Annotated in this window: 20 protein-coding genes and 1 pseudogene; 5 read left to right on the forward strand and 16 right to left on the reverse strand. The window is 40.8% G+C overall.

Annotated elements, in window-relative coordinates:
- The 4 genes from HT699_RS01485 to nrdR are packed head-to-tail and all read right to left on the reverse strand — an operon-like array spanning window position 1 to window position 3251.
- Window positions 1-714 (reverse strand): NADPH-dependent oxidoreductase, encoded by a 714-nt coding sequence (locus tag HT699_RS01485; RefSeq protein WP_023935676.1) that lies wholly within the window; start codon window positions 712-714, stop codon window positions 1-3.
- The gene (gene dnaI / locus HT699_RS01490) at window positions 711-1607 is read right to left on the reverse strand and encodes a primosomal protein DnaI (protein WP_023935675.1); all 897 of its coding nucleotides are present in this window, start codon (window positions 1605-1607) and stop codon (window positions 711-713) included. Before dnaI ends, HT699_RS01485 begins: the two co-directional genes overlap by 4 nt.
- Entirely contained in the window at window positions 1608-2777 is a 1170-nt protein-coding gene (locus HT699_RS01495; protein ID WP_023935674.1) for a replication initiation and membrane attachment family protein, read from the reverse strand.
- Window positions 2778-3251 (reverse strand): transcriptional regulator NrdR, encoded by a 474-nt coding sequence (gene nrdR / locus HT699_RS01500; RefSeq protein WP_001203672.1) that lies wholly within the window; start codon window positions 3249-3251, stop codon window positions 2778-2780. It lies immediately after the preceding gene.
- Between the two features lie 139 nt (window positions 3252-3390).
- Here nrdR and HT699_RS01505 point away from each other — a divergent pair, with 139 nt between their 5' ends.
- The 4 genes and pseudogenes from HT699_RS01505 to HT699_RS01520 form a co-directional block, all read left to right on the forward strand.
- On the forward strand, window positions 3391-3756 hold the full coding sequence (locus tag HT699_RS01505; RefSeq protein WP_000119153.1) for a GntR family transcriptional regulator: 366 nt from the start codon (window positions 3391-3393) through the stop codon (window positions 3754-3756).
- Between the two features lie 4 nt (window positions 3757-3760).
- On the forward strand, window positions 3761-4456 hold the full coding sequence (locus HT699_RS01510) for an ABC transporter ATP-binding protein (protein WP_054388000.1): 696 nt from the start codon (window positions 3761-3763) through the stop codon (window positions 4454-4456).
- Window positions 4457-4472: 16 nt separating this feature from the next.
- Complete coding sequence (locus HT699_RS01515; RefSeq protein ID WP_023935671.1) at window positions 4473-5240, forward strand: membrane protein; 768 nt, start codon at window positions 4473-4475, stop codon at window positions 5238-5240.
- A 185-nt stretch (window positions 5241-5425) separates the two neighbouring features.
- Window positions 5426-5674, forward strand: a pseudogene (locus HT699_RS01520) (hypothetical protein); the annotation flags it as partial.
- Between the two features lie 264 nt (window positions 5675-5938).
- On the opposite strand, the gene HT699_RS01525 reads toward HT699_RS01520, so the two are convergent.
- From HT699_RS01525 to HT699_RS01535, 3 genes are read right to left on the reverse strand one after another with little or no spacing between them, the layout of a single operon-like run.
- On the reverse strand, window positions 5939-6703 hold the full coding sequence (locus HT699_RS01525) for an ABC transporter permease (RefSeq protein WP_000475592.1): 765 nt from the start codon (window positions 6701-6703) through the stop codon (window positions 5939-5941).
- A complete protein-coding gene (locus HT699_RS01530; protein WP_172934045.1) occupies window positions 6696-7466 on the reverse strand; it encodes an ABC transporter ATP-binding protein in 771 nt (256 codons plus the stop codon). Before HT699_RS01530 ends, HT699_RS01525 begins: the two co-directional genes overlap by 8 nt.
- Entirely contained in the window at window positions 7436-8548 is a 1113-nt protein-coding gene (locus HT699_RS01535; RefSeq protein ID WP_138700621.1) for a ThiF family adenylyltransferase, read from the reverse strand. The genes HT699_RS01530 and HT699_RS01535 overlap by 31 nt, the downstream gene beginning before the upstream one ends.
- A gap of 267 nt (window positions 8549-8815) precedes the next feature.
- Here HT699_RS01535 and HT699_RS01540 point away from each other — a divergent pair, with 267 nt between their 5' ends.
- A complete protein-coding gene (locus HT699_RS01540) occupies window positions 8816-9493 on the forward strand; it encodes a metalloregulator ArsR/SmtB family transcription factor (protein WP_000433071.1) in 678 nt (225 codons plus the stop codon).
- Between the two features lie 60 nt (window positions 9494-9553).
- On the opposite strand, the gene pepF is transcribed toward HT699_RS01540, so the two are convergent.
- The 9 genes from pepF to HT699_RS01585 all read right to left on the reverse strand — a co-directional run.
- Window positions 9554-11350 (reverse strand): oligoendopeptidase F, encoded by a 1797-nt coding sequence (gene pepF / locus HT699_RS01545; RefSeq protein ID WP_138701971.1) that lies wholly within the window; start codon window positions 11348-11350, stop codon window positions 9554-9556.
- Between the two features lie 10 nt (window positions 11351-11360).
- Window positions 11361-12104, reverse strand: a complete 744-nt coding sequence (locus tag HT699_RS01550; RefSeq protein WP_138699915.1) for a 16S rRNA (uracil(1498)-N(3))-methyltransferase — start codon at window positions 12102-12104, stop codon at window positions 11361-11363.
- Between the two features lies 1 nt (window position 12105).
- Window positions 12106-13056 (reverse strand): 50S ribosomal protein L11 methyltransferase, encoded by a 951-nt coding sequence (gene prmA / locus HT699_RS01555; RefSeq protein WP_000451162.1) that lies wholly within the window; start codon window positions 13054-13056, stop codon window positions 12106-12108.
- 137 nt (window positions 13057-13193) lie between these two features.
- The gene (locus HT699_RS01560) at window positions 13194-13622 is read right to left on the reverse strand and encodes an NUDIX hydrolase (RefSeq protein WP_000418168.1); all 429 of its coding nucleotides are present in this window, start codon (window positions 13620-13622) and stop codon (window positions 13194-13196) included.
- Window positions 13603-14691, reverse strand: a complete 1089-nt coding sequence (locus HT699_RS01565) for a site-2 protease family protein (RefSeq protein ID WP_000719722.1) — start codon at window positions 14689-14691, stop codon at window positions 13603-13605. Before HT699_RS01565 ends, HT699_RS01560 begins: the two co-directional genes overlap by 20 nt.
- 18 nt (window positions 14692-14709) lie before the next feature.
- Complete coding sequence (locus HT699_RS01570; protein WP_023935667.1) at window positions 14710-15180, reverse strand: DUF3013 family protein; 471 nt, start codon at window positions 15178-15180, stop codon at window positions 14710-14712.
- 290 nt (window positions 15181-15470) lie between these two features.
- Window positions 15471-15923, reverse strand: coding sequence for a type II toxin-antitoxin system HicB family antitoxin (locus HT699_RS01575; RefSeq protein WP_000961810.1), 453 nt, complete (start codon window positions 15921-15923; stop codon window positions 15471-15473).
- A 36-nt stretch (window positions 15924-15959) separates the two neighbouring features.
- Entirely contained in the window at window positions 15960-16139 is a 180-nt protein-coding gene (locus tag HT699_RS01580) for a type II toxin-antitoxin system HicA family toxin (RefSeq protein ID WP_054387996.1), read from the reverse strand.
- 135 nt (window positions 16140-16274) lie between these two features.
- The coding region (locus HT699_RS01585) for a hypothetical protein (protein WP_172934043.1) at window positions 16275-16478 on the reverse strand (204 nt) is incomplete at its 5' end.

Raw genomic sequence — 16478 nt, forward strand, 5'->3', positions numbered from 1 at the left:
CTACAATAATTTCTTCTGTTCAAGATTTTTTCTAGTTGAGCTTGGTTCAGCTTGACCAAACTGTTCTGCTAGGCGCTGACTCCAGCTTGTGGTCGCACGCGCCCCAGCATAGTCAGCCTGTACACGGTCATAAGCCTCAATCACATCAACTGTTTGTTCCTGATATTCTTCCTCAAACACCACTTGATTCAATGGCAAGCGAGGTTTAACTTCATGTTCTTGATTTGGCACACCCAGTGCCATCCCAAAAACAGGATAGGTGTAGTCAGGCAGGTTAAAGAGCTCTGCCACTTCTTCTGATTTGTAACGCACCAAGCCAATAATGACACCACCATAGCCCAAGCTTTCAGCTGCCAGCAGGGCATTTTGACCAGCAAGAGCCGCATCGACTGAACTAATCAAGAGACCTTCTACACCTTGGGGTTGGAATGAATCGGTATGAAGCTGGGCTCCCTTTTCTGCTCGGTTCAAGTCTCCGACAAAGAGAAGGAAAACAGCAGACTGGCGAATAGCTTCTTGAGGTACCAATTCATACAGAGCATCTTTCTTTTCTTGACTTCGTACCACAATCACAGAGTAGGATTGGAAATTCTTCCAAGATGATGCCATCTGGGCTGCTGTCAAAATCTCATTTAAGTCTACTTGGGGAATTTCTTGCTCTTTAAACCTGCGCACTGAAGTATGAGCCTTCATCAATTTAATGGTTTCTGTCATCGACGGTTTACTCCTTCTAAACGAGTCTCCTCAGCCAAATAACGGATGCGTTCCATGACCCGTCTGGCTTCCCAGGTTTCGTCATTTCCATGTTTCACTTTCGCAAAATGCTTCTCCAAATCTTCAAAGTTGAAGTTGGATGTGAAAAAGGTCGGTAAATTTTCCTGCATCCTATATTGGAGAATGACCTGCAGGATTTCGTCACGCACCCAAACGGTTGATTGCTCGGCGCCAATATCATCTAAAATCAGGACCTCAGACAGCTTAATCTCATCCACCAAGGTCTTAACATTGCCATCACTGATAGCATTTTTGACATCAATGACAAAGCTAGGATAGTGGAGGAGAGTTGATGAAACACCACGTTTTTCTGATAAATCATGAGCTAAGGCCGCCACCATGAAACTTTTACCCACACCAAAGTCTCCATATAAGTAAAGACCTTTTCGAATAGCTGGATATTGCTCCACGAAGGCTAGTAGCTTTTCAAAAACTGGTAAGCGCCCCAAATCATCCAAGTCAACTTGAGCCAAACTAGCTTTCTTGAGACTGGCTGGTAGATTGATTAGCTTGAGACGGTTCTTAATAGCCGCTTCTTTTTCAGCCGCGATTAGCTCAGGAGTTTCTTCATAAGAAACATCCGCATAGCCATGATTCATAACCAAAATCGGCTTGTAGCCTTTGGCAATATAATCCGTATCACCACGGAGAAACTTGTCGCGCTCGGTGATGTACTGATTAAACTTGGAGATACTGCGATTCAATTCCTCTGGGGTCAAGGATTCTTGCTGGATAAAGGCCGCAACATCAGGGTCCTTCATGATTTTCTGGACCAAATCTTGATAATGAAAACGGCTAGGTTGACGCTTGAGTACGTCTCCGACACTTTCCATCTAATCTCCTCCTTTTTCTAATCGAGCTAATAGTTCTTGTTTCTTACGTTCTAGTTCCAGACGAGTTTCCTCGCTGGTTTCATTTTTATAATCTGGATTGCTCCACTTGGGTACATTGGACTTGGCAGGACTAGGGGTACTGCTTTTTTGAGCCTGATTCTTCTGCCCACGCTCACGGATTCGCAAGACTGCCTCTTCTGCCGAATGAATCTTTTGATAGGCATAATCATTAGCCACCTTCATGGCATATTTCTCATTGATGTTTGCCGAATCCACCTTATTAAAGGTCAATAAGAGAATGATATTGATGATTTCGTCCAGCAAGCCCAAACCAGCCATCTGTTGCAAGAGTTCTCTTTCTGTTTGGGTGATGGTTCCCTTGCGTGTTTGCTTGATTTCTGCCAAGAACTGCAGGGCAGTTTTACTTTTGGCCTCTTTGATAATGGTTGTTTCCTTAGGACTAAAGTCAGAGGAAACAGGTTTTTGAGCGATTTTTTCCCGCATGCGTTTGGTTGAAATGACTTGGGAAACAGCTGTTGACTTAGCCAATTGATAAGTTTCAAACCAAGTCCATTTCTTCTCCTCGGCAATGGCAAAGAGGTTTAAGACATCGGACTGCTCATCCGCAAAGCGAAGCCCATCTCGAGCCATAAGCTGACGAAAATGATCCAAGTCAAAATCGTTGGCCACTTTCTTCTTGAGACTAAGGTCTTCTTGACTTCCCAGTTCTGCTAAGTCTGGAAAGACTTGATTGAGTGAGACAGGTATTTCTTCACCCTCAGCACTTTCATCTTTCAAATCCTCCACAGCGGCATCACCAATCTTCTTCTCCAAAAGTCTGCGATACACAGGATGCTCCAAGAAATCTTGACTTGAAAGAGGAGCATGGAGGGCTAGCTGATAAACATCCCCCTTTTGATAGAGGGTTAAGAGATTAAAAGCCGATAAGATTTTCAAGGATTTTAAAAATCTGTCCATCCCAAAGTTGAGATGGTTGAGAATACTTGAAAAGAGATATTCCTTTCTGCCATTATCCCAAAAACTGATTGTATAAAGATAAAGGCTCAGTGCCTCCTGACCGATAATCGGGAGGTAGCACTGTACCAGAGATGAGGTATCTTGCGACACCCGATTATTCTTTAGATAAGAAAAACGGTCAATTGGCTTCATTTATCTTTCCTTTTTCTTTTTAGAGGACTGGGTGATTTGTTGGAGCAGACTCTCTAACTCACTGACATCCTTAAAACTACGATAGACACTAGCAAAACGTACATAGGTAATCTCGTCCAATTCAGCCAACTCCTCCATGACGAGTGACCCAATGTCCTCACTTTGAATTTCATTTTCATTTCGACCACGGAGTTTCTGTTCGATACGATTGACTACCATGTTGATTTCATCACTTGACACAGGACGTTTCTGGGCTGAGCGGATAATCCCATTAAAGATTTTATCTCTGGAGAATTGTTCCCGTGTGCCATCTTTTTTAACAACCACTAAGGTTCTTTCTTCTACCCGTTCGTAGGTTGTAAAACGGTGTTGGCATTCGTCGCACTCACGTCTTCTACGAATGGTGTTCCCTTCTTCTGCTTGGCGACTATCGATAACACTTGACTTGGTAGCCCCACATTTTGGACAACGCATCCTTTCCCTCCTTATCGTTTTCTTTTCATTATACCATTTTTTAAACGATTCCCAAAACAATTCTTCTTTTTGCTTGACAAGTTTTTTGTTTTGTTGTATTATTTAATTAAGACAAAAGGGTAAGAGAAAGGAGACTAAGATGTCCTGGACATTTGACAACAAAAAACCCATCTATTTACAGATTATGGAGAAAATCAAGCTTCAGATTGTTTCCCATACACTGGAACCCAATCAACAACTTCCAACCGTGAGGGAGCTAGCTAGTGAGGCTGGTGTCAATCCCAATACCATCCAAAGAGCCTTATCAGACCTTGAACGAGAAGGATTTGTCTACAGCAAGCGAACAACTGGACGATTTGTGACTAAGGATAAGGAGCTAATCGCCCAGTCACGCAAACAATTATCAGAAGAAGAATTGGAACACTTCGTTTCCTCCATGACCCATTTTGGCTATGAAAAAGAAGAACTACCAGGCGTAGTCAGTGATTATATTAAAGGAGTTTAAGCCTATGTCATTACTAGCATTTGAAAATGTATCCAAATCATATGGAGCAACACCAGCCCTTGAAAATGTTTCTCTTGACATTCCAGCTGGAAAAATTGTCGGCCTTCTTGGGCCAAACGGCTCAGGAAAAACAACCCTGATTAAACTAATTAATGGCCTCTTACAACCAGATCAAGGACGTGTCCTCATCAACGACATGGACCCAAGCCCAGCAACCAAGGCCGTTGTAGCTTATTTGCCTGATACGACCTATCTCAATGAGCAAATGAAGGTCAAAGAAGCCCTAACCTACTTCAAGACCTTCTATAAAGATTTCAATCTTGAACGCGCCCATCATCTACTTGCAGACCTCGGCATTGATGAAAATAGTCGTCTCAAGAAACTATCAAAAGGAAACAAGGAAAAGGTACAACTGATTTTGGTTATGAGCCGTGATGCTCGTCTTTACGTTCTGGACGAACCCATTGGTGGGGTGGATCCAGCAGCCCGTGAGTATATCCTCAATACCATTATCAACAACTACTCCCCAACTTCTACCGTTTTGATTTCTACCCACTTGATTTCTGATATCGAGCCAATCTTGGATGAAATTGTCTTCCTCAAAGACGGAAAAGTCGTCCGTCAAGGCAATGTAGATGACATTCGCTATGAGTCTGGTGAATCCATTGACCAGCTCTTCCGTCAGGAATTTAAGGCCTAAGCAAAGGAGATTATTTATGTTTTGGAATTTAGTTCGCTACGAATTTAAAAATGTTAACAAGTGGTATTTAGCCCTTTATGGTGCTGTGCTAGTCCTTTCTGCCCTTATCGGGATACAAGCACAGACCTATAACAATCTGCCTGTCAAAGAAAACCAACCTGTCCTACTCATTTTTCTAGCTACTGTCTTTGGTGGCTTGATGATTACACTGGGGATTTCAACCATTTTCTTGATTATCAAACGCTTCAAAGGTAGTGTCTATGACCGACAAGGCTATCTGACTTTGACCTTGCCAGTTTCTGAGCACTATATCATCACTGCTAAATTAGTCGGAGCCTTTATCTGGTCTATACTTAGCTCGGTTGTACTGGCTCTAAGTGCTTTTCTTATTGTGACTATAACGGTTCCAGAATGGATGTCACATTATGACTTGTTCCCACTTGTAGGAACATACCTTCCTCAACTCTCTCTTGTGGGGTTATCCTTCCTACTAAATACCGTTTCTGGAATCCTCTGCATCTACTTGGCTATTTCCATTGGACAGCTTTTCAATGAATACCGTACAGCACTCGCTGTTGCAGCCTACATTGGGATCCAAATCGTCATTGGCTTTATTGAAGTCTTCTTCAATACCAGTACTAACTTCTATGTCAATTCACTTGCAGGATTTAATGATAATTTCTATATGGGAGCAAGCATAGGCATTGTTAAAGAACTCATATTCATAGCTATCTTTTATCTCGGAACCTACTATATTTTGAGAAACAAGGTTAACTTGCAATAGTTTTAAAATCAAAAAGGATAACATCTCATCACAGAGAGGCTATCCTTTTTGATTTTATCTCATTTTCCGTCTAACTTTATCTTACAGACGAATCCTTCTAACCAATTAATACTCTTCGAAAATCTCTTCAAACTACATCAGCTTCACCTTGCCGTAGGTATGGTNNACAACCTCAAAGCAGTGCTAAGGAGCATATCTATTATGCACCCCCCTATGTCTCTTGGGAAAGGGGAACTAATGAGAATCACAATAGGCTCATTCGGAGATGGTTACCTAAAGGAACTAAGAAAACGACTCCCAAAGAAGTCGCATTCATCGAAAATTGGATTAATAACTATCCTAAAAAACACTTGAACTACAAGTCCCCCAGAGAAGACTTCTTGATGGAGAACTTGAAATTTGGCAATGAAATAAAGACTATACAAATTGATTAGGGAATTTAAAACATAGTAGATTGAAACTAGAATAGTACACCTCTACTTCTAAAACATTCTTAGAAATCGATTTGACTGTCCTGATCGATTTATCCTGTTCTTATTTCATTTCACTATAATTTCTAACAATATTTTAAAAACTGAACCGTACTATTTCAACTTCCATAAATTACAATATTGATAGGCACAGTTCCCATACCTGTCCAAATTCGAATAACGTTTAGTATAAATTAGAATATGACTACAACATCACAAATAATTAGACTATCTATAATATCTACGATGTAACATATACATAGGAAGCACCGTTATCAAGAGCGCCAAGGCTATCAACCAGATAAGATGAAGATACAAACCTGTCACCTCACCTCCCCATATAATACGAATCATGCGGGTAGCGTGATACAAGGGAGAAAACCAAGTCAAATCACCAAGTATTGGGGGCAAGGAAGTAATGGGAAAGAAGGTATCTGAAAACATATAAAGAGGACGGATTACCAAAACATTGTAGTAATTCAGAAATTCCCTAGACGGTGCCAAGTAGGTAAAGATTAGTCCTAAAACACCAAACAAATAACCCACTATAAATAAAATCAGAGGAATCAATAACATCAAGACATGAAAATGCGCTGTGATAAGCATGGAAATCAGCCAAAAAATCCCACCGAAAATCACTGCACGAATACCTGCCCAGATAGCCTGACCCACCACAATATCACTCGTATTGATTGGCGTCATCAACATAGCATCATAAGTCTTTTCAATCTTATACTGGATAAAGGCATTGACCGTTGTTTCTGCGGTGGCCGCAGACATGGCAGTCGCAGCAATTAAACCTGTAATGACAAAATCACGGTAGAGCATACCGTTAACATGCGTCAAATAGGCACCAACTCCAAATCCCATTGCTAAAAGATAAAAGAGGGGGTCGATAAGGTTGGGGACAATTGAAATTTTAAATAAATTTCTAAAACTCATGTAGTTGCGTACCACAACGTGTCCGATGGACTGAAATGATAACTTAAACATGCAAGTCCTCCTTCTCTGTCCCAGTCAACCCCAAAAAAAGCGTCTCAAGGTTGTCAGCATCATACTTGATGAGCAAGTCTTCTACAGTTCCTTCTTCTTTGATAGTCCCTTGGTGGAGCATCAGCACCCTATCTGTCAAATATTCAATCTCATTCATATAGTGGGAAGTAATAATGATAGAAACACCTAATTCCTTCAACTCCAAAAGTTTATCCCAAATAATATTGCGGGATTGAATGTCTAAACCAACTGTCGGTTCATCTAAAATGATAATATCAGGCCGATTGATGAGAGCTCTTGCCAAGACAAGACGTCGTCGCATCCCACCCGACAGCTGATTCACCATCTTTTGCGCATGTTTGCTCAGTTGAACAAAATCCAAGAGAGAATCGATTCTCTTCCTAAATTCGACAGATGAGATACCATAACATAGACCGTGAGCAAAAAGATTATCATAAACATTCAAGGTCATGTCCAGCATATCCTCCTGCCCTACAATACCCAGACAAGATTTACTCTTACGACGATTGGTTTCAATATTTTGCCCCAAGATATCAATCTCTCCTGAGGAAATTGAGGTCAGTGAGTAAATCATCTTTAAAGTGGATGTTTTGCCAGCACCGTTGATTCCCAAGATACCCAAACACTCTCCTTCTCCCAATTCAAAGCTAATTCCCTTGACAGCTTCATAAGAACCATATTGCTTTTTTAGATTTTTAACACTTAACTTCTTCACTCTTTCTTTCCCCCACAAATAGAGCATGTTGGATACTTTGTTAATTCATCAAAATGTTGTTCTAATGTTATAAAGTCAATTGAGAATCTTTTATTAAATGTTAGCAATGCTTCGTATCCCCAAAAAATATATCTTAAAATTTCAAACGAAATAAAATACCCTTGAAATAGACAAGCAGGACCTAAAGCACCATTCGGAGTTCTGAACATCTCTAGTTCCAATGAATTTGTCATCGTACGAACAGTCTCCAACTCCTCAGCATACTCAGGAATTTTTTCCAAATCCTCTAAAAACTGACAGTAATAGCACGCTGCTTTATACGGAATAATTGAATATACTTTCCCATTTTTCTTACCCACCACAGCAGACAGACATAATTTATTGTATTGAACACAAGCTTCATTGACCCAAAAATCAATATAGCCTGTTGGATAATCTGCAACATTTACTACGATATCACATTTTGAAGTTTTTATTAACTCATCAACATCCTCTTTTGAACCTATCTCTTTATCAAGTACCTCAAATTCAATTAAAGGATTAAACTTTCTAAGCGACTCTTTTGCAGCCTCTACTTTTCTTTTTCCAATATCAGATGTCGAATACAAAATTTGTCTATTGAGATTACTAGCTTCGACCGTATCAAAATCAACTGCTGTAATATGCCCTATACCTAATTCAGCCAATGCTAGACAGATATTACTTCCTATACCACCAATACCTAAGAGCAAAATACGCGTCTTTTTTAATTTTAACTGATAATCATATTTTGTTAAAGATAATGTATCTAAAGTATTAAAAAAGTTAAGATTTACGGAATATCTGTCCAATTCTTCTGAAGTTAATTCAGTTGTAGTAACAAAATTATCCTCCAAATACCCTAGTGTATCTAGTAAAGAAATACTTTCTTCTACATCATTAGAAGACAAGTTATCAACTAAACTACAAATTTCATTGATTGTGTGTTTTCCATTGAGGAGCTTAATGAGCTGAGTATACTTCTCATCCAGATTCTCAATCTCAATACCATAATCTTTTCCTATACCTAATCTAATTTTATCCTTTAAAAATAGGACACTATGAATATCTTTAATTTTAGGTAAATTCAATTCTATTTCCTCCTAAAATAGACAAAAGGAATGGAAAAATCCATTCACTTTTGAAAAAATGTTGAGAATGTAATCTTAAGATTAACGTCCTTCAACTGTGGATACTGCTGCAATTACTTTTGTAATTTCACCTCCATTTAAACTCAGACAATAAAATTTAAAATATTCTCTAGTAAAACATTTTAAAAATCTATTTATCTTGTGCTTTAATTATAGTATAATAAAAGATAGAAAATCATCGATATATGAAATTCGGAGAAAATTTTTATGGAACCAGATATTTTCATCATCACAAAACTCTTATCAGACCCTTCTCGGATGCACATTTTAGATATTCTAATGGATGGAAAAGCTCACACGGTTAACGAAATTGCCAGCTTTACCAAAATCAAGCAACATACTGTCAGCTATCACCTCAAATTACTTACCGAAGCACAGGTAACCACTCTACAAACCTATGGACGTTTTCATTATTATTCCTTAAAAAGTGCTGCCATTGCAGAAATGCTGGAATTTCTCAGCTTCTACTCTCCTCAGCGTGATGTCAAAAGTTATAAACAACACATTCACAAAAAGGAATTAAAGGTCGCTCGCACCTGCTATGACCATATTGCTGGTGAGCTTGGCATTTCCATTACCAATTATCTCTTGCAAGAAAATCTCCTCAGCGAATCAGAAAAAGACTTCCAACTCACTGAAGCTGGGAAGTCTTATTTCCAAAGAAAATTACACATTGATACGGATGAATTGAAAAAGAAAAAACGGAAATTTTGCCCTAAATGTTTGGATTGGAGCGAACGTAAAAATCATGTCGGCGGAGCTCTCGGCAATGCTCTTTTAGAATTTTTCAGTGAAAAACAATTGGTCATCCCTGCACAAACGCCACGTTCACTTACCATTACAGAGCAGGGCAAAGAATTCCTCGAAAAGGAGTGGGGGATTTAAACATGGATTTTTAAGCAAATAACTGTCCATACCAATTCTATAACAACCTCTCTATTCCCCTTACTCTCCCAACTGGGCACTGTAGGCGATAATCTGATTAACCGTATCAGACAAGAATTGGATGGTATCACGAAGTGGTTTGTCTGTTGAAATATCGGCTCCGATAATCATGGCTGACTCAAGCGGTGTCTTGCTACCACCTGATTTGAGGAGATTGAGCCAGTCTTCAGCTCCGGTTTCAGAGTTTTTAAGATGAAGGTAACCAGCTGTCGAGATAACTAGTCCTGCTGAGTAAGTATAACTATACAAGCCCATGTAGTAGTGAGCTTGGCGCATCCAAGTCAAAGCTGCATCATCGTCGATTTCAATGGCATCTCCCCAGAAATCGGTCAAAACTTCCTTCATAATGCTGTTGAGCTTACTTGCTCCAAAGGTCTCCCCTTCTTCAATCAATGTATACACTTTACGCTGGAATGCTGCTTCCAAAAGGTGAGTGATAAAGTTATGGAAGTAGGTGTCTGTCAAGCGGTGAGCCAGAGCGAAGCGTTTTTGACGAGGGTCGTCAGACTGATGCTCCAAGTAATCACTGAGAAGCAATTCATTGAAAGTTGACGGCGCTTCAACATAGTAAGTCGACATGTGAGCATTGAAGTAACTCTGATGATTGTCTGAAAAGATGAATTGACCAGAATGCCCGATTTCATGAATCAAGGTATAGACATCGCTCAAACGGCCTGTCCAGCTCATGAGGACATAAGGGTGCACGCGATATGAATCCGCCGCATAACCGCCGGAATCCTTGCCACTGTTAGCAGCAAAGTCCACCCAGCGCTCTTCTTGATAGCGAGCAACTTCCTGACAATATTCCTGCCCCAAAGGTTCTACCGACTTCATGACCAAATCATAGGCGTCGTCAATAGTCACTTGAGGATTGAGGGCGCTATCCAAGTCCAATTTCCAGTCTGCAAAGGTCATCTTTTCAAGGCCATTCACCTTGGCAACATGCTTGAGGTATCTCTGAGCAACGGGCGCAAAATCCTTCATGATGAGGTCAATCTGACGATCAAACATAGCACGGTTCACTTCTTGCTCAGCCAGGAGATAATCAAAGACTGAGTCGTAACCCTTCATATCTGCTAGTAGTTTTTCAGACTTGACTTGGGCTAGATAGGCTGCAGCGGCCGTATTTTGGTGCTTACGAAGTCCCTCTGAGAAGGAACGGAAGGATTTCTCACGAACCTCAGCATCCTCATGATTTTGGTAGAAATTTTCATAGGTCACAAAGCTGTTTTTGTAGGTCTTGCCATGGGCTTCAAAGTCAGCCATTTCAAAATCCCCAGCACGCATCTTAGTATAAATATCCTGCGGACTGTAGAAAACTTCACCGAGATTGGTCAAGGCCTTCTCCACATCAGCCCCTAGATAGTGGGCTTTTTTGATTTTGGCCTGACGAATGGCCGCCGTCAAATGAGGCAATTTACCCAAACGGTCCAAGACTTCCTCATCAGCTTCCACCAAGGCATCGTCAAAGAAGGTCAAGGCTACGCTGGCGTCTGTTTCAAATTCCATCCCAGCTTGGGCGATATTAGCAAAATCCTCATTGCTATAGTCTGTCGTCTGCGGCATAAAGCCATAGTTGCCAATATGGCTCATCTGAATGTAGATTTGTTCCAATTCCGCAAAGGCCTTTTCAAAATCCTCAAAAGTATGAAGATTTCCCTTGTAATCACGACTAAATTGGTTGATGTCTTCACGAGCCTTCTCGATCGCACGCAAGAAATCCTCACGGTCTTGATATAGGGCTGTTAAATCCCAAAGTTCCTTCTCTGGAAATTCTGAACGGTGTTTTTGTTCCATTTTCTTCCTCTTATTTCTCTAATTCTAATAAAACACTAAGGGCTGATAAGGCGTAAAGCGGTGCTGTTTCTGCTCGCAAGATACGAGGGCCAAGTCCTGCCAATACTGCTCCCTTAGCTTCGAAACTCTCAATTTCTGCAGGTGACAGACCGCCTTCTGGTCCAAATATAAAGAGCAATTTGGCTCCTTTTTCAAGACCAGAGACTGCTTGCAAGAGAGCAGTGGCTTCACCGTCTTTAGCAGACTCTTCATAAGCTACTATGATAGAGTCAAACTGGTCCAACTGAGCTAGAAAATCGGCTTTTTTCTCGAAAAGCTTGATACTTGGAACAACATTACGCTTGCTTTGTTCTGCTGCTCCAAGGGCAATTTTTTCTAATTTTTCAACCTTTTTATCCAATTTCTTGCCATCCCACTTGGTAACTGACCAGTCGGCAGGAAAGGCCCAGATTTGGCTAGCACCCAGTTCGGTTACTTTTTGAGCGATGAACTCCAGCTTGTCTCCCTTGGGAAATCCAGATGCGATGGTCACTTGGATTGGTAATTCCACATTGTCAGCTAATTCTTGGACCAACTCAAACTGACGGGCTTCCACATCCAGCACGCACGCCAAACGTTTTATGCCATCATCAAAGACCAAGGTCACTTCATCATCTTCTTTCAGGCGCATAACCTGAAACATATGCTTGCTGGTTTCCTTGTCCTCGATGGTGACAGGAGAGACTGCACTCCCCTTGACAAAATACTGCTGCATGCTAGCCTCCAATCACACCTGAAATATCCTTGGTTTTCTTAAAGACACAGGCATTCCATTCCCCTTGAACCATGTGGGTTTCAAGGAAAAATCCAGCTGACTCAGCCGACTCGCGCACCATGTCCCACTTGTCCTTGATAATGCCACTCATGATCAGGTAGCCTTCATCCTTTACCAAGCGATAAGCATCCTCCGTCAGATGAATGAGAATATCCGCCAAGATATTAGCCACGATGACATCTGCTTCAATCTCAACTCCCTTAAGCAAGTCTCCTGCTGCTACATGGATATTTTCCATACCAGTGTTGAGCTCAATATTTTCCTGAGCGACACGAACCGCCACATCATCCAAGTCATAGGCGAAAATCTCCTTGGCACCTAGGAGTGAGCTTGCAATAGAAAGAACCCCTGAACCAGTCCCTACATCTAGCACTGTTTCGCCACCACGAAGAACCTGTTCCAAGGCAAAGAGGCTCATCTTGGTTGTTGGGTGGGTCCCTGTCCCAAAGGCCATACCAGGATCCAGCTTGATAATCTTTTCTCCTGCTGTTGCCTCATAGTCCGTCCATGACGGTACGATGGTCAGGTCATGAGTGATGCGTGCCGGTTCATAATACTTCTTCCAGTTGTCAGCCCAGTCTTCCTCAGCCAAGGCAGTCGTGCCCATCTTGACTTCTCCTAGGTCCATAAAGTCGGTCAATTCTGCCAGACGAGCCTGCAAATCCGCTTCAACTGCTGCTACATCAACCGTTTCAGGGTAGTAGGCGGTCACTACGATTTCTTCCTGTTGCTCCACCTCTGGGAAAATTTCACCGAATCGGTCCACATTTCCCACATAGTCCATGCTGTCTTCAATTGCTACCCCTTGCGCTCCCAGCTCAATCAAGAGATTGGAAACCAACTCCTCTCCCTCACGCTTCACTGTAACTTTTAACTCTTGCCATGTTTCCATTATTAAGATACCAAGCCCGTAAAACACAAAGCCAAAATAGGAAACTCTCTGAAGACGTTTGTGTCTAAGAGAAGTTTATCTTTTTGGCACAGTGTTTAGGGCGGGTTCAGTTTAGAAATGTAACTGAACCATCCTTTCTAATCACTTACTTTTAAATAATCTTTTAATCTCTCTTGCAACTGAGGCACAACTTGACTGGAACTAAGAAATTCCTCAACATTCATCAGCTGATAGCCCTGTCCTTCATCTCCGAAGATGATATTGTCAAATTGTTCTTGTCTTAGCTGACCAACCATAAAGACCGATTTCTTGCCTTTAAAAATTACGCTAGGATAAATCTTGCTCCAAAGCAGACAGTCTTCATCTAAATGAATTCCCAGTTCCTCATAAACTTCACGCCGAGCGCATTCAAAAGGGCTTTCGTCCCCTTCACGGCCACCACCTGGCAACTCCCACATGTTGGGACAAGGGATATCGTCCTTGTCATCACGCAAAATCGTCAGTAGCTTATCCCCACAAAAGAGGGCAATCTTGCAACCTTGGAAATCAGAAATTTCTAGTTCCATCTTCAGTTCCTTCTAACATTTCCTTTTCCAGCTCTGCTAACAAGTTTTCATAATAGCGTTTCTCGTCCCTCAACATTCGACTACTATCCATTTTCTGTCTAGCAATCTTGAGAGCCTTACGAGTTCGATCTACATCTTTCTTCACCTTTAATTGATACCAGGCTTGTATCACTTGAAGATTGGACAGTTTGAGAGACAGAAACGATTTGACCTGTCGAATACTAGCATATTGCTCCGCTTGCTCAAAATCTCCTTCCAACAAGGCGATATGAAGCAGGGATAGTTGGGCAACTGTCTGCATCATCGGAGTAGTTGTCCTCTCAAGTAATGCTTGAAACTGCTGTTTAGCTACTTCTTCCTTCCCTTCCAAAATGGAAACTTCACCTTGCATACCTAATACACCATCCGCAAAACTCCCTCGTGCATCCTCAGGAACTGCTTGAACAAAGTCTTTCAAATCATATTCTTGAGGAGCAAGCAAAGTTTGAGCAGAATGTCTCAATACCAGGTAGGCGTATTTGGTATTTTCAGGGTGTTGTAGTAATTCCCAAATTTTTGCTCCATCGGTGATGTCGACTGGCAAAATGTTATTTAGGAAGAAAGATAAATTAAGAAAAATCCAAGTCCCTGCAAAATACCAGCTTCTTGTCAAAAATCCAAACACTATCGCCAATAATATCAAGCCGAGATGAACCATCAAGCCTCCTGAAAGCATCAGGATGATTCTTTGATCGCTTTCATCCTCTTTTAAACCAATGTATTGAGCACCAACATTTTTCAGAATGGCTGTTCTACTAAGATGAAACCTGCCTGACTTTTTGGTCAAAATAAAATGTCCTAATCCAAAAGCCACCAGCCGATAGCCTGTCAAGTAGCCACAAAAAGCATGACCCAGTTCATGAAGAATAAAGATTAAATACATGCTTAGAAGAGCGAAGGCATAACCAAAAGTAAAGGCTAAAACTGCGGAATACCCCAACTCTGCAAATGCGATTGTTCCACAAGCAAAAGCTAGCATAATAAAGACAACAGCTAGCACATAAACCAAATAAGTCCCAATTTTCTTCATAACACCTCCAACCAACTCCTAGTATCTTGGATAAGGATAAAATTCTCCCTCTTCCAAGCCAACTTTTCCTTCTTCAAAGACTTCTTGATTCCATTCCATAACAAATTCCTCTGCTTCTGGGTCTTCCAAAAAGTCCATAAGGGCATCTAGTCCAACCTCGGCAGTATCTTTAAGGAATAGAGCAAAATAAGCTAAAAATTCACGGGAAAATCCTTTTTTAGGCAGGTAAGGAATAACAGTCAAATAGTCTTCCTCATTGACTGTTGACTTGGCAGGATTGTAGAAAAGGACCGCTTCCTCAAAAAGAATGTCATCTGATGAAACCTCTCCGTCTTCATCCACCATCTCCACACCTGCAGCATTTTGCGCTTCCAATAGAAAACTCACTTCTACCGCATGGTTGCGTTTGTCCCAGCTAATCTCAAAGTCAAAGGGAAAGTTCTTGTCCAACTCTTCCTCTAAAACATCTAAAAATCCGTATGTTGCCATTTTGTCCTCTTTCTATGCGACTCTTTAATCGCCCCGATTGCTCGGAAATATGCTAAAATAGATACTACCATCTTACCACAAAATTATTTTATGTCCTAATTATACCATATTACCTCATTTAAACCCTTGGTATCAGTGATTTTCTTAAAAGTCTGATTTCTTCATTTCTCATAAAAATCAATATAAAAAGCCCGCGAAAGGGCTAATAAATCTATAAAATCAATAGGCGAGTAACTAGCACAAGTGGACGTGCTTTTTTATTGACTATTACCACGATACCACGCTTAATCTTAGGCTTGAACTTTCTTATCTGCAATAGCGTCTGTCAAAGTCTGAGAAAAGTTAAGTCCCATTTCTCGTCCCAACTTATCTGCCCATTTTGGTATGGTCAAAGTCTTTTTAATGGGTTCCTGACTTCCTAGGTATTCTGATACATCAACAGATACCATAGAAATAAAAGATTTATCAAGGTCATAGGTTGACACGAAATCTTCATCATCTTTAAAAGGATCATTATCAATTAAAGACAAGCTATTGATATCTGATGGCTGAGGTAACTCTCCATCACTCTCTATCAAATCTGCAACAGTTATCCCTAGCCACTCCGACCCCATAGCCAAAGCCTCAGAAATCCCCTCTCCTTGTGTAGCTGAGTATTCAAAATCTGGGAAATGGACAAAATAAGTCGCTTCTGTTCCGTCTGTGTCGTCATAATAAAATAAAGCTGGATACGTAACTAACATTTCACTACCTCCATATCAAAAAGCAGGGACTGAATTTTACAACCCAGCTTGCTTTCTTATCCCTCTTTCAGTGTACTTATTCAGCTCACCATGAGGGATTGTGATAGGTCTTTCCCCTTGCTTTTCCATTTTAATATGGGAACCTTTACCGCCTCTAGTCTTTATCCAACCATGGACCGTAAGGAGTTTAACCATCTCTTTTTGTGTCATAGGCATAGCGCTTTTACCTCCTGACAACACCATTATAACACGTGTTACACGTATTGTAAAGGAGTGATACTTATTATTCTATTATACATAAAAGCCCCTAGATGTGGTTCTAAGGGAAGCCAATTTATTCATACCTATTTTCTAATGAGTAGTAAAAACTGCTTCTTTATCGAGCAATTCATCATCTGTATAGTCAATTGTAAAAGTATCTCGATCTAAGACAGATTGAGGCGGAGTTGAATGAATCATAGGAACACTGCGTACTCTATATTTTTTATCTCCAATTTTTACAAACTGATACTCTTCGAAAATCTCTTCAAACCACGTCAACGTCGCCTTACCGTA

Source organism: Streptococcus sp. 1055 (genome assembly GCF_013276815.1).
Classification (GTDB): Bacteria; Bacillota; Bacilli; order Lactobacillales; family Streptococcaceae; genus Streptococcus; species Streptococcus pseudopneumoniae.

What these genes read in the sequence shown, in the direction of transcription:
- HT699_RS01485 (WP_023935676.1), bottom strand. Translation starts at nt 714, where the DNA reads ATGACAGAAACCATTAAATTGATGAAGGCTCATACTTCAGTGCGCAGG.
- dnaI (WP_023935675.1), bottom strand. Translation starts at nt 1,607, where the DNA reads ATGGAAAGTGTCGGAGACGTACTCAAGCGTCAACCTAGCCGTTTTCAT.
- HT699_RS01495 (WP_023935674.1), bottom strand. Translation starts at nt 2,777, where the DNA reads ATGAAGCCAATTGACCGTTTTTCTTATCTAAAGAATAATCGGGTGTCG.
- nrdR (WP_001203672.1), bottom strand. Translation starts at nt 3,251, where the DNA reads ATGCGTTGTCCAAAATGTGGGGCTACCAAGTCAAGTGTTATCGATAGT.
- HT699_RS01505 (WP_000119153.1), top strand. Translation starts at nt 3,391, where the DNA reads ATGTCCTGGACATTTGACAACAAAAAACCCATCTATTTACAGATTATG.
- HT699_RS01510 (WP_054388000.1), top strand. Translation starts at nt 3,761, where the DNA reads ATGTCATTACTAGCATTTGAAAATGTATCCAAATCATATGGAGCAACA.
- HT699_RS01515 (WP_023935671.1), top strand. Translation starts at nt 4,473, where the DNA reads ATGTTTTGGAATTTAGTTCGCTACGAATTTAAAAATGTTAACAAGTGG.
- HT699_RS01525 (WP_000475592.1), bottom strand. Translation starts at nt 6,703, where the DNA reads ATGTTTAAGTTATCATTTCAGTCCATCGGACACGTTGTGGTACGCAAC.
- HT699_RS01530 (WP_172934045.1), bottom strand. Translation starts at nt 7,466, where the DNA reads ATGCTCTATTTGTGGGGGAAAGAAAGAGTGAAGAAGTTAAGTGTTAAA.
- HT699_RS01540 (WP_000433071.1), top strand. Translation starts at nt 8,816, where the DNA reads ATGGAACCAGATATTTTCATCATCACAAAACTCTTATCAGACCCTTCT.
- pepF (WP_138701971.1), bottom strand. Translation starts at nt 11,350, where the DNA reads ATGGAACAAAAACACCGTTCAGAATTTCCAGAGAAGGAACTTTGGGAT.
- HT699_RS01550 (WP_138699915.1), bottom strand. Translation starts at nt 12,104, where the DNA reads ATGCAGCAGTATTTTGTCAAGGGGAGTGCAGTCTCTCCTGTCACCATC.
- prmA (WP_000451162.1), bottom strand. Translation starts at nt 13,056, where the DNA reads ATGGAAACATGGCAAGAGTTAAAAGTTACAGTGAAGCGTGAGGGAGAG.
- HT699_RS01560 (WP_000418168.1), bottom strand. Translation starts at nt 13,622, where the DNA reads ATGGAACTAGAAATTTCTGATTTCCAAGGTTGCAAGATTGCCCTCTTT.
- HT699_RS01565 (WP_000719722.1), bottom strand. Translation starts at nt 14,691, where the DNA reads ATGAAGAAAATTGGGACTTATTTGGTTTATGTGCTAGCTGTTGTCTTT.
- HT699_RS01570 (WP_023935667.1), bottom strand. Translation starts at nt 15,180, where the DNA reads ATGGCAACATACGGATTTTTAGATGTTTTAGAGGAAGAGTTGGACAAG.
- HT699_RS01575 (WP_000961810.1), bottom strand. Translation starts at nt 15,923, where the DNA reads ATGTTAGTTACGTATCCAGCTTTATTTTATTATGACGACACAGACGGA.
- HT699_RS01580 (WP_054387996.1), bottom strand. Translation starts at nt 16,139, where the DNA reads ATGCCTATGACACAAAAAGAGATGGTTAAACTCCTTACGGTCCATGGT.